This is a genomic window from Zunongwangia sp. L-65, assembly GCF_056859415.1.
Genome location: NZ_JBSXOK010000072.1, coordinates 1 through 13345 on the forward strand (window position 1 = coordinate 1; position 13345 = coordinate 13345).

At 36.9% G+C, this 13345-nt stretch carries 8 protein-coding genes and 1 pseudogene; 6 read left to right on the forward strand and 3 right to left on the reverse strand.

Features of this window, described 5'->3' with window-relative positions:
• Positions 1 to 793 (forward strand): annotated as a pseudogene (locus AC13DP_RS15715) (hypothetical protein); the annotation flags it as partial.
• 282 nt (positions 794 to 1075) lie between these two features.
• On the opposite strand, the gene AC13DP_RS15720 reads toward AC13DP_RS15715, so the two are convergent.
• The 3 genes from AC13DP_RS15720 to AC13DP_RS15730 are packed head-to-tail and all read right to left on the reverse strand — an operon-like array spanning position 1076 to position 6769.
• On the reverse strand, positions 1076 to 3472 hold the full coding sequence (locus AC13DP_RS15720; protein ID WP_483068083.1) for a GH92 family glycosyl hydrolase: 2397 nt from the start codon (positions 3470 to 3472) through the stop codon (positions 1076 to 1078).
• 9 nt (positions 3473 to 3481) lie between these two features.
• The gene (locus tag AC13DP_RS15725) at positions 3482 to 5776 is read right to left on the reverse strand and encodes a GH92 family glycosyl hydrolase (protein WP_483068084.1); all 2295 of its coding nucleotides are present in this window, start codon (positions 5774 to 5776) and stop codon (positions 3482 to 3484) included.
• 33 nt (positions 5777 to 5809) lie between these two features.
• The gene (locus tag AC13DP_RS15730; RefSeq protein ID WP_483068085.1) at positions 5810 to 6769 is read right to left on the reverse strand and encodes a glycoside hydrolase family 43 protein; all 960 of its coding nucleotides are present in this window, start codon (positions 6767 to 6769) and stop codon (positions 5810 to 5812) included.
• A gap of 311 nt (positions 6770 to 7080) precedes the next feature.
• On the opposite strand from AC13DP_RS15730, the gene AC13DP_RS15735 reads away from it, so the two are divergent.
• The 5 genes from AC13DP_RS15735 to AC13DP_RS15755 all read left to right on the forward strand — a co-directional run bounded on the left by AC13DP_RS15735 (position 7081) and on the right by AC13DP_RS15755 (position 13345).
• Positions 7081 to 7812, forward strand: coding sequence for a class I SAM-dependent methyltransferase (locus tag AC13DP_RS15735; protein ID WP_483068086.1), 732 nt, complete (start codon positions 7081 to 7083; stop codon positions 7810 to 7812).
• A 115-nt stretch (positions 7813 to 7927) separates the two neighbouring features.
• A complete protein-coding gene (locus AC13DP_RS15740) occupies positions 7928 to 9130 on the forward strand; it encodes a hypothetical protein (RefSeq protein ID WP_013072147.1) in 1203 nt (400 codons plus the stop codon).
• A 339-nt stretch (positions 9131 to 9469) separates the two neighbouring features.
• On the forward strand, positions 9470 to 10564 hold the full coding sequence (gene ychF, locus AC13DP_RS15745; protein ID WP_013072146.1) for a redox-regulated ATPase YchF: 1095 nt from the start codon (positions 9470 to 9472) through the stop codon (positions 10562 to 10564).
• 439 nt (positions 10565 to 11003) lie between these two features.
• A complete protein-coding gene (locus AC13DP_RS15750) occupies positions 11004 to 12866 on the forward strand; it encodes a DNA topoisomerase IV subunit B (protein ID WP_347407702.1) in 1863 nt (620 codons plus the stop codon).
• The gene (locus AC13DP_RS15755) at positions 12863 to 13345 is read left to right on the forward strand and encodes a hypothetical protein (RefSeq protein ID WP_483068087.1); all 483 of its coding nucleotides are present in this window, start codon (positions 12863 to 12865) and stop codon (positions 13343 to 13345) included. Before AC13DP_RS15750 ends, AC13DP_RS15755 begins: the two co-directional genes overlap by 4 nt.

Genomic DNA, 13345 nt, shown 5'->3' on the forward strand with positions numbered 1-13345 from the left:
GGCAGCGATTGGTTACAATAGTGAGGCTACCCAACAAAATGCTACAGCCTTAGGTTCAAATGCCAAAGCAAATGCTCAAAATGCTACGGCCATTGGTTATGAATCAACTGCCAGTACAGCCTATGCTATAGTTTTAGGAAATAATACAGCAGCATCAAGCTGGAATGGTTCAAAAATAGGTATCGGTACCAGTAACCCAACTGCAAAACTTCATGTTAATGGTTCTTTACGAATTGTTGATGGCACCCAGGGTGACAATAAGGTCTTAACTTCGGATGCTCAGGGTAACGCTAGTTGGAAAGATTTAAATGCAGGAAGCGGAAATTCTGAGAAAGTATATGCCGATTTATACAATACGAGTTCAGCCAGAATACTTAATAACGGACAGGCATTTACCATAAAATTTGGTCAAACTGCACTGTCTAAGAATATTCAATTGAAAGATGATGGAATACAAGTAAAAGAAGGTGGTATTTTTAAAGTAAATGCTACAATTTCTATCAATATCGAAGATGATGATGCTGAAGATGAAGTTTACGAATTTTATTTAGCAAAATGGGGATCAAAAATTGCAGGTTCTTCAGTTTATATAACTATTGATAGTGCTGTAGACGAAAATGAAAAATATACTGTTAGCTTAAGTAAATTAGTTCAATTGAAACAATGGGAGCAAGTAGCTGTTTACGTAAGAAAAGTTGAAGATGCGAAACATGGTCATAAGGATGAAGAAAATATTTCTTTAGTTAACGGAGCCTGTTCATTCAATTTAGAGAAAATAGACGAAATTGATTAAATGTCTTAATTATTACGTTGAACATTTTATAGTTCAGGATTGATTAAAATTGGAACAAAAAAAAGCTCATTTCTTCAAGATTTGAGTTTTTTTTAAGGATTAAACTAAAGAATATACTTGTGCTCGACTAGGCAGGAGATTAGCAACAAAGCATTCTTTTTTTATCTGGAAGTTTTTATTATTAAAATCCTTTTAGTTTTTAAAAATTAGTACACTGTTAAAGAAAAAAGCGGGCTTTGTAGCCCGCTTTTACACTCAAAACAATAAACTATACAAACTAAACTAATTAATAAACAAGGTTTTGTTCGGTTTGGCGGTCATGTAGAATTTAAGTTCGCCACCGCTCATTATGGCTTCGTGAGAAATAAAGGGTTCGGTTAATTCCTCTCCATTCAATTCCACTTTATCCACGTATACATTTTTCTTACTTTGGTTTTCGGCAATAACTCTAAAGGTATTACCATTTTCAAGATGTAAACTGGCATCCTTTACCGCAGGACTTCCTAACGCGTAATCTACAGATCCCGGGGCAACAGGGTAGAAGCCAAGGCTGCTAAAAATATACCAGGCACTCATTTGTCCAAAATCATCGTTACCACTAAGTCCGTCGGCTCCTGTTTGATACTTCATATCCAGGATCATTCTAATTTTATCCTGAGACTTCCAGGGTGTATTTGTCCAGTTATAAAGATAAGCTACGTGATGTGATGGCTCATTACCATGAACGTAGTTACCAATAATGCCTTCACGAGAAATATCTTCAGTATTTTCAAAATATTTATCAGGAAGTTCCATAGTAAACAGGGAGTCCAAATGTCGTGAAAACTGCTCTTTACCACCCATCATCTCAATCATTTTAGCAGGCTCATGAGGAACGTATAAACTGTAGTTCCAGCTATTACCTTCAATAAAGCCCTGACCGTGCGTGTTGAGTTCATCAAAATCCTTTTTAAAAGTTCCATCGCTTAATTTAGGACGCATAAAGCCCGTTTTTGCGTCATAAACATTTTTATAGTTTTCTGCTCTTTTAATGAATTCTTCGTAGATCTCGTCTTTACCCAGTTTCTTCGCTGCCTGAGCAATAGCCCAGTCATCATAAGCATATTCTAAGGTCTTAGAAACAGAAGAACCATTCTTGTCTTCCGGTACATAGCCCATATCCATATAATAACCTAGACCATCGTAATATCTGGTTCGCGCTGTATTTACCATGGCTTCAAGGGCATGATCCTGATCGAAATCTGCATTGCCCTTTACAATCGCATCCGCTAAAACCGAGGCGCTGTGATAACCAATCATACACCAGTTTTCATTGGCATAATGAGACCAAACAGGTAGCATGGTATGAACACTCTGGTCGTAATGTGCCATCATCGATTCGGCCATATCCGCATTTCGCTTTGGCTGTAAAATATTAAACAATGGGTGCAAAGCTCTATAAGTATCCCAAAGAGAAAAACTTGTGTAATTGGTAAAACCTTCAGCCTGGTGTACATTCATGTCTAAGCCCATATATTTTCCGTCGGTGTCCATATATACTGTTGGTCCTAAAAAAGCATGGTACATGGCAGTATAGAAATTGGTTAACTCGTCTTCATCTTCAGAAGATAGTTGTACCTTATTTAATTCTCGGTTCCAATTTGCTCTTGCTTCTTCCTTAACCTGCTCGAAATCCCAGTTGGGTACTTCTTTTTTCATGTTATTTAAAGCTCCTTCAGAACTTACCGGAGAGATCGCCATTTTTACCTTCAGTTTTTCCTGAGGCTCTAAGTCGAAGTTAAAATACATTCTAATTTTTTCTCCGGCGATTTCAGGAAAGTTTTTAGCCTGATCGAATTTCCCCCAAAAACCACCATAGGGCTGGCGATCATATCTTGCTCTTCCGTAGTCTTTAATAGGCTTACTAAAAGACATTGCGAAATACACACGGCGTGTTCTGGCCCAACCATTGGTTTGACGATATCCGGTAACCAGGGTATCATTCTCTACGCGAACAAATGTCCAGACATTTTTATCGTCATAGTTATATATACCGTGCATTAAATCAAAAACAATATGTGCCTCTTTATCTTTTGGAAAGGAATATTGATGCATTCCTACACGAGTGGTAGCGGTTATTTCAGCTTTGATATCATAATCATCCAGCATTACACTGTAATAACCAGCTTCTGCAGTTTCCTTATCATGAGAGAACCTGGAGCGGTAACCACTTTCCGGATTAGAAGCAGTTCCCGGATTTAACTTGAGATCACCCGTAGTTGGCATAATTAAAAAATCACCCAGATCCGAATGTCCTGTTCCGCTAAAATGGGTATGACTAAAACCAACAATGGTATTGTCGTCGTATTGATAGCCTGCACAATACTTATACACATCGGGATTATAGTGACCATCTACGGCATAAGGAATCGTATCGGTATCAGGGCTTAATTGTACACTACCAAATGGTACGGTAGCCCCAGGATAGGTGTGTCCCATCTTAGCCGTCCCAATCATGGGGTCTACATACTGGGCAAAGTCTTTTGCATTTTCAATTTTAGAAGCAGAAGCCGATGAAGTATCGGCTTCTGCTTTATCACAAGAGGTGTAGATTCCCAAAGATCCCAGTAAAATACCAGCTCCCAGTAATCGTACTCCTTTTTGAATTGAAGATTTCTTCTTTAGTGAATGTATTGTCATAAATGAATGCTATTCGTTAGAAAATGAATAAGGGAAAGCATCTTTTTTGGTACCGCGATTTTTGTTTGGGGAATCGCTCATTTCCATATTAATCTTCGCTCCTTTAATTAATTCTGAATGTTTCAAATAGTTTTTATCATACGATTTTCCATTCACCTTCATGCTTTCGATGTATTTATTATCATCGCTGTTTTTAGGGGCGTTAATTACAATTTTATTTCCATTTTCAAGGTTTACCGTTACTTTTTTGAATAACGGAGCTCCCATAACATATTGGTCTACAGCAGGGGTTACAGGATAAAAACCTAAGGCCGAAAATACATACCATGCAGAGGTTTGCCCATTATCTTCATCACCGCAATAGCCATCTGGAGTAGCTTTATACATTCTATCCATAGTTTCCCTTGCCCATTTTTGGGTTTTCCAGGGTTCTCCTGCATAATTGTATAAATAGATCATATGCTGTATAGGCTGGTTACCGTGTGCGTATTGGCCCATATCTGCAATTTGCATCTCACGAATTTCGTGGATCACACCACCATATACACTTTCGTCGAAAATAGGAGGCATAGAGAAAACTGAATCTAATTTCTTAACAAAGTCTTCTTTACCACCCATAAGTCCGATTAGACCTTCCACATCATGGAATACAGACCAGCTGTAGTGCCAGCTGTTTCCTTCAGTAAAAGGGTTACCCCATTTAAAAGGATTAAAATCCTTCTGCCAGCTGCCGTCTTCATTTTTTCCTCTCATTAACCCGTAACTAGGATCAAAAAGGTTTTTGTAATTCATACTTCTCTCAGCATAAATTTCAATCTCTTTCTTAGGCTTTCCTATGGCTTTACCAAACTGGTAAATGGCAAAATCGTCATAGGCATACTCCAAAGTTCTTGCTGCACTTTCGTTTACTCCAACGTCATAAGGAACATAACCAAGTTTGTTGTAATAAGGTGCACCGGCACGTCCTACTGCCGTCATTGGCCCTTCGTTGTTAGCACCATTTACTAAAGCTTTCCATAAAGTTTCAGTATCGTATCCTCTTAATCCTTTAATATAAGCATCGGCCACTACAGAAGCGGAGTTGTTCCCTACCATAATATTGGCGTAACCCGGGCTTGACCATTCTGGTAACCATCCACCTTCTTTATAATCGTTAGCAAGACCGGCCTGCATCTCTTCGTTAATAGAAGGGTAAGCTAAATTCAAGAAAGGATAAAGGGCTCTAAACGTATCCCAAAACCCTGTACCTGCAAACATATAGCCAGGAAGAATTTCACCGTTGTAAGGACTCCAGTGTACGATCTCATCATTTTCATTGATCTCGTATAATTTATTAGGGAAAAATAAAGTCCTGTAAAGACAAGAATAGAAAGTTCTAACCTGATCGATAGTTCCGCCGGAAACTTCTAATCTGCCTAATTTTTCATTCCAAAGATCACGTGCATTTTGCTTTGTAGTTTCAAAATCATCCTTCGCAATTTCGCGATCCAGATTTAATTGAGCCTGATCGAAACTAATAAAAGAAGAGGCTACCTTTGCATGAACTACAGCACCATCTTTAGTGTCAAAACCAACGATAGCACCGGCATGATCGGCTTTCATTTCAGCTTGTCCTTTCGCTAATTGATCACCTTCCCAGGTGTTTACATCGCTAAATGGTTTATCAAACTGAATAACAAAATAGTTTTTAAAATTGGTTAATTTTCCACGGGCATATTTTGTGGTGTACCCAATAATTTTATTTTCTTCAGGAATAACCTTTACATAAGAACCTTTATCAAAAGGATCGATAACTACGTATGAGCTATCAGATTTTGGAAAGCTTATTTTAAACTGCGCGGCACGCTCGGTTGGTGTAAGTTCTACTGTCACATCGTGATCTGCCAGATATACCTTATAATAATAAGGAGTAGAAACTTCAGCTTTATGAGAGAACCAGCTTGCGCGATCATCCTGATTAAATTTCATTCCTCCGGTAACCGGCATTAACGAAAACTGGCCGTAATCGTTCATCCATGGAGAAGGTTGATGCGTTTGTTTAAATCCACGTATTTTATCGGCATCATAGGTATATGCCCATCCATGACCCATTGGTCCTGTTTGTGGCGTCCATAAATTCATTCCCCACGGCACCGCAACGGCAGGGTAGGTATTTCCGTTGGATAATCCGGGACTAGAATCTGTTCCCATTAAAGGGTTTACAAAATCTACAGGATTTTCAACAGATTCTATAAGATGGTTCTGGGCTTCCGCATAATTAAATACGGCAAGGAAAGCCAGTACCGTTAAGAACTTTTTTTTCATAGTGTATGTTGAATAATTTAGATTGTTCATAATTTATTTTAAAGGATGTGCCGCCACACCTTCCTTAGTAATTTTAACCGGCTTTATATGTCCGTTGCTATCAAACTCCATCACATCGATACAGGTTTCTCTGGAATTTCCGTCAGTTTCCGTAAGTGGTCTGCGATGGTAAACAATATAATAATCATTGTCTTTAGGATGCTTTATTATCGAGTGGTGACCGGCACCGGTGGCGATGTCTTTATCCTGTTGAAGAATTTTGTCTATTCTTTTAAAAGGTCCCAGTGGAGAATCGGCTATAGCATAGGCCACCGAATAATCAGGTCCCGTCCAGCCACCTTCAGACCACATAAAATAATATTTACCATCTTTAATAAACATAAAAGGTCCTTCTACGTAACCTTCAGGGGTTACTTCTTTAAAAATAGTTCCATCTTCAAAGGGGATAAAACCAGTAAAATCCTCGTTCAATTTAGCGACATTACAATGTCCCCAACCGCCGTAATAAAGATAATACTGCCCATCCTTATCTCTAAAGCAAAACTGGTCTATAGGTTGGGCTCCATTATGAAATTTACCAATAAGCGGTTTCCCCAGGTGATCTTTATAGGGTCCTTCTGGATCGTCTGCTACGGCAACTCCAATTCCTCCTAACTCATCGTCACTTTGAATATCATTGGCGCCAAAAAACAAATAATATTTATTCTCTTTTTTAATAATTGAAGGCGCCCAAACAGCACGTTTGGCCCATTTTATAGCCGCCGTATCGATTACTTTTTCGTGTTTTGTCCAGTTTACAAGATCTGGAGAAGAAAAAGCGTCGAAAAAGACTTGTTTATCATATGGAGCGGAATACGTGGGATAGATCCAATACTGATCATCGAAAACAATTCCTTCAGGATCTGCGTACCAACCCGGGAATACAGGGTTGTTATTCTGGGCAAAGATCCCCGAAAAGCATAACATTCCTAGAATTATGGTTAAATTTTTCATTATAAAAGATTTCAGGTGTATTTCAGTTTGCTATGATACGAAAATAAAAGTTAATAAGTAAATCGATTTAGCTAAAATTTTAACGATTCTATGATTTTTTTACACTTATTTAAGGTGAAATTTTCCTTCGATACGAATAAAATGGTGATGAAGAGGGATTGCATTACTAAAAAATAACTCCGATTCGATACCCATAAATTTACCATCTTAAAATGTTTATTGATCTCTTGAAATTAAAAAAATATTCATTTTCTTATTTAGAATTCCATCTTAAACATTCATTTTATATCTTTCACCAGATATTCGTTATTATGAAAGACAATTTTTCCCACCAGTCCGCTAACTACGCTAATTACAGGCCGCAGTATCCGAAAGTAATATTTGATGAAATAAAAAGTCATTTAAAATATCATCGCAATGCCTGGGATTGTGCCACAGGTAATGGCCAGGTAGCCAGGGAGCTTTCCACATTCTTTGATAGGGTAGAAGCGACTGATATAAGTGAAAATCAATTAAAAGAAGCTCCTAAATTAAGTAATATTAGTTATAGTATTCAGCAAGCTGAAAAGGTGAGTTTCCCTGATAATTCTTTTGATTTAATTACGGTGGCGCAAGCCATTCACTGGTTTAATTTTGATCAATTTTATGCGGAAGTAAAGCGTACTTTAAAAGATGACGGGATTTTCGTGGTCTTAGGCTATGGACTTTTCCGTAGTAATGCCGAAACGAATAAGGTTATTGATCATTTTTATAACGATATTATAGGCTCATACTGGGATGAAGAGCGTAAGTATCTGGATAAGGAGTATAGCAATATTCCTTATCCGTTTCAGGAAATAAAGACGCCAAAAGTGAATTTTAAAGAAGAATGGGAATTCGAAAGGTTAATAGGGTATTTAAAAACCTGGTCTGCGGTTAAACATTTCTCAGATAAAAATGGGTTTAATCCGGTAGATGATATATATCGACAGCTTAAAGAGAGCTTCGGAGATAAGAATATTATTGAATTCCCAATAATATTTAAAATAGGAAAACTTTCTTGAATAATTTAGAGATTTGGCAGGGATATTAAAGCTGTGTTCAATGATCGATGAAATTTTAATATTTTAGCCTGGCATAAAAAATGCTGAAAATCTAAATACCAATTAAGTAAACCAAATGATGAAAAATTTAACCTTAAGCTTAAGCCTTTTTGTAGCGCTAAGCGGCAGCGCAGTAGCGCAGAGCCTTTCATCCACCGCTTCAAACGAACGGGTAACCGATCAGGTTTTAAAAGAATTAAGTCGCGAAAGAGCCCTTTTGAGTCAGAATCTTGACTTTAGAATTAAGGAAATTGATTCAAAAATCAACAATCTTGATGAAAGCATTAAAAATTCCAGAAATGCTTCAGATAAAGTAGAAAAGCTTCTGGAGCGGGTAAAATTTTTAGAAGAACGCCAGTCTGAAATCGATAAAAATACCATTAGTGTATACAAATACAACTATAGTTCAGCTGTTCTCAATCTTGCCAGTATGGAGCGTGAAATAAAACCGCTTAATTTGTTTAACAGCTCTCGAGAATTCTATTCTACTTTAGATAAAGTAAGTAATCCCATGCACTATGAAGGTTATCAGGAATGGTTTGGTAAATTCCAGGGCTTTGTGAAAGAAAACCAGGAAGATAATGCGAGATTGGCAGCCTTAAATCATATTATTCAAGTAACTGGAGATTTAAGCCAGGGCACTCCGTTTGTAGGGATGTTTGCCGGTAGTCTTTTTGACGGTATAGGAACTTTTATTAATTCGTTAAATAGAAGGGAAAAAGAATTACGTGAACAAAGTGTACAAATGCTAAAGTTAACCACCTCGGTATCACAATTTACCCACGATAAAGATTTAATTGAAACCGAATGGGATGCGATCAATAAAAGTCTAGATGAGCTAAAAAACATCCAGGATAAGGCCATGGTTGAAAATTTTGAGCAAATGCTGGGAATCGACCTTAAGACGTTTGGACGTAAGTTCACTAATGAAACCGACGCGAAAAAAAGAACACAGTATATCCTGGATATTTCAAAAATTGCTGAAAACAAAATTGTTGAAGAGCGCGAAAGCAATCCGGAAAACTGGAAACAAAATTATCATGACCAAATGCTGGCCGTTCAAAATCTAAAAATCCGCTTTGGTGATATCACCTTTAGAATTTTAGAAAACCTGAACAAATATGAAGGATTAATCGAAAAGTATAAGAAAGATCCATACTTAAAAGACAAGATGAGCGATTTGGAATTAAAATTGGATATCGTTAAAAACAGTTTCGAGAGTACGTTTAACCCACAGGAATATATTAAAGCATCTAACGAAATGTATATTGTGGAGTGAGTTTACAGGTTCAAAAGTTGAAAGTTCAAAAGTTGAAAAATTCAAAAGTTGAAAAGTTGAAAGTTTTTAAAGTAACTATTTTCGGGGCAAGCCCAAGAAGCATTTAAATTGAACAAGAAATTTTTAAAACGAGACAAGTATCGGAGGATTTTAATCTTGATTATCGATTAAAAAGAGAATAAATAATAGAGAGGAGGGCAGTTGCTCTCCTTTTTTGTTTTAGGATTATGGGTTTTAAGCATGATTTTAAAATAAATTATAAAGAATTAGGGGTAGGAGAAATTCGTATCTAATTCCTATCTTTGCAGCCGCAAAATAAACAGCATCAAAAATTAATATATGAAAGCCGGAATTGTTGGATTACCAAACGTAGGAAAATCAACTTTGTTTAATTGCTTATCTAATGCAAAAGCACAAAGCGCGAATTTCCCTTTTTGTACGATAGAGCCTAATATAGGAGTGGTAAACGTACCAGATCCTCGTATCAAAAAATTAGAGGAATTGGTGAATCCAGAGAGAGTACAACCGGCAACCGTAGAGATTGTGGACATTGCAGGACTGGTAAAAGGTGCAAGTAAAGGAGAAGGTTTAGGGAACCAGTTTCTGGCCAATATTAGAGAGACCGATGCGATTCTTCATGTACTAAGATGTTTTGATAACGATAATATCGTACATGTAGACGGATCTATTGATCCTATTCGTGATAAAGAAACCATTGATATGGAACTCCAGCTTAAAGACCTGGAAACGGTAGAGAAAAAACTGGAAAAAGTAAAGCGCGCAGCAAAAACGGGCAATAAAGAAGCTCAAAAAGAAGAAGCTGCACTATTAAAAGCAAAAGTAGGATTAGAAGCCGGAAAATCGATAAGAGCGGTAGAATTCACTGAAGATGAACATAAAGAATTCATTAAACCATTACAGTTTATTACCGATAAACCGGTAATGTATGTTTGTAATGTAAATGAAGAAGCAGCGGTAAGTGGTAATGCGCATGTAGATCGCGTTCGTGAAGCTGTAAAAGATGAAAATGCGGAAGTTCTGGTACTTGCTGTAGGTACAGAAGCAGATATAACCGAATTAGATGATTATGAAGAACGCCAAATGTTTCTTCAGGATATTGGGCTGGAAGAGCCGGGATCTGCCAAATTAATTCGTGGTGCTTATAATCTGTTAAACCTACAAACGTATTTCACTGCCGGGGTGAAGGAAGTAAGAGCCTGGACGATTCCTATTGGAGCTACAGCTCCGCAGGCAGCAGGGGTAATTCATACCGATTTTGAAAAAGGATTTATTCGTGCGGAAGTGATTTCTTATAACGATTTTTCTGAATTAGGCTCTGAAGCCAAAGTTAAAGAAGCCGGAAAAATGCGGGTAGAAGGGAAGGAGTATGTGGTTCAGGATGGCGATGTTATGCATTTTAGATTCAACGTATAAGATTTGGGTTGAAAGTTTGTAAAGTCTGAAAGTTTACAAAGTTTTAAAGTTGGAAAGTTGGAAAGTTGGAAACTGTAATGTTAACATTTTTCAACCAGAAAATAATAGCTTTATCTCATACAATGATCGGGGCAAACGTGTTTTTTATTTCATGTTTTAAAAGTTGTAGTTTTAGAACTAACTTGGTGCTCCTCTTCTGTCTGTAACTTTCATTATTCAATACGATTCAGGATCATTCCTTTGGCAATAATCGGTAGTTAAATTGCAATGTCGATTATTGTATTCAAAATATGCGAACAGGTATTTCTTTTTAAGGGAATACCTTAAATTTAGCAATTAACAATTTTTCTAAAGCCTTTGTTAATTACTTTGTAGCTGCAGGGTTTTAACTTTTGCCGGTATATCTTATATTAGCCGGGAAACTCCACTATTTACAAACATGAGTCAGGAAACAAAGTACACCGAAGATAATATTCGGTCGCTGGACTGGAAAGAACATATTCGAATGCGCCCGGGAATGTATATCGGGAAATTGGGGGATGGTTCTAGTGCAGACGACGGGATTTATATATTGCTTAAAGAAGTTTTAGATAACTGTATCGATGAATTTGTGATGGGTTCCGGTAAGACTATCGAGGTATCTGTCCAAAATCAACGCGTTATCGTTCGTGATTATGGCCGTGGTATTCCACTTGGAAAAGTAGTGGATGTAGTTTCCAAGATGAATACCGGTGGTAAATACGACTCCAGGGCTTTTAAAAAATCGGTTGGATTAAACGGTGTTGGTACAAAAGCCGTAAATGCACTTTCTTCTTATTTTAGAGTGGAATCCAATAGGGATGGAAAATCCCATGCGGCTGAATTTGAGCAGGGAAATTTAAAAGATGAAGAATCTTTGGAGGAAACTTCACGCCGTCGTGGTACAAAAGTAACCTTTGTTCCTGATGAGCTTATTTTTAAAAATTTTAAATTTAGAAATGAGTACATCGAGAAAATGATTAAAAATTATGTATACCTGAATCCCGGGTTAAGCATTATTTTTAACGGAGAGAAGTTTTATTCAGAAAATGGATTAAAAGATCTATTAAACGATACCTTAAATAAAGAAGATCGTTTATATCCTATCATTCATTTGCGGGGAGATGATATCGAAATCGCCGTAACACACAGCAAGGCGCAATACAGTGAAGAATATCATTCTTTTGTAAATGGTCAAAATACCTCGCAGGGGGGGACGCATCTGGCTGCCTTTAGAGAGGCTATCGTAAAAACCGTAAGGGAATTCTACGGGAAAAACTACGATGCTTCAGATATCCGAAAATCGATCGTAGCGGCTATTTCCATAAAAGTGATGGAGCCTGTTTTTGAGAGTCAGACCAAAACAAAACTTGGATCCACTGATATGGGCGGAGATTTTCCGACTGTGCGGACGTATATTAATGATTTTGTAAAGCGTAATTTTGATAATTACCTGCATAAAAACCAGGAAACTGCTGATAAACTTCAACGAAAAATTCTTCAGGCTGAGCGCGAGCGAAAAGATCTTTCAGGAATTAGAAAACTGGCTAAAGAACGTGCTAAAAAAGCCAGCTTACACAATAAAAAACTAAGAGATTGCAGAATTCATCTTGGAGACAATAAGAAGGAACGCTATTTAGAAACCACACTATTTATTACCGAGGGGGATTCTGCAAGTGGATCCATCACTAAATCCAGAGATGTAAATACGCAGGCGGTTTTCAGCTTAAAAGGAAAGCCTTTAAACAGCTACGGGTTAAGCAAAAAAATTGTTTACGAAAACGAAGAATTTAACCTGCTACAGGCTGCATTAAATATTGAAGAGTCCTTAGAAGATCTTCGTTATAATAATATCGTAATTGCCACAGATGCCGATGTTGATGGGATGCACATTCGATTATTATTAATTACTTTTTTTCTTCAGTTTTTTCCCGAACTGATTAAAGAGAATCATTTGTATATCTTACAAACGCCGCTTTTTAGAGTACGTAATAAAAAGGAGACGATCTATTGCTATTCAGAATATGAAAGAAAACAGGCCGTGCAAAAACTTAAAGGAAAGGTTGAAATCACCCGATTTAAAGGTTTAGGAGAGATCTCTCCAGACGAATTTAAATATTTTATCGGTGATGATATCCGGCTGGATCCTGTAATGTTGGACAAGGATAAATCTATAGAAGAAATGCTAAGTTTCTATATGGGTAAAAACACACCAGATCGACAGGAGTTTATCATAGACAACTTAAAAGTAGAGCTTGATCTTATTGAAGAATTAGGAATATGAGGTTAAATAACAAAAATGAAATAAAATTAATCCCACCCATTTATATCGTATTGGTGGCGGTTTTTTTAACCAACATTTTTGTAAATGTAGAATTAATAGGCCGTGATGAACCTATAAAATTCAGCCATTTTTTACCGAATATCATTACGCTTCTTATCTTCTTTTTTGTACATAAAATAGGAGTAAGTTTCGATTTTGATAGCGATGGTGAAACTCTTATTTTTAAGAATAACGGAGTTTTCTTTTCAAAATTTATGGAATACCGGGTAAAGAAAGCAGAGTTTCCAAAAAGAAAATTAGCAAAATATAAGTTTAACAATTACGGAATATATTCAAGCATAACTATTTATATTAAATCCAGACGAAGAAAAGGTTTTAAAAAATATACATTTAACACCACATTTTTAAGCAGAAAAAAGAAAAGCGGCCTGGTCGCTTCTTTGCAAAATGTTTTGGACAAACCTAAAGCTGTGGCTTAA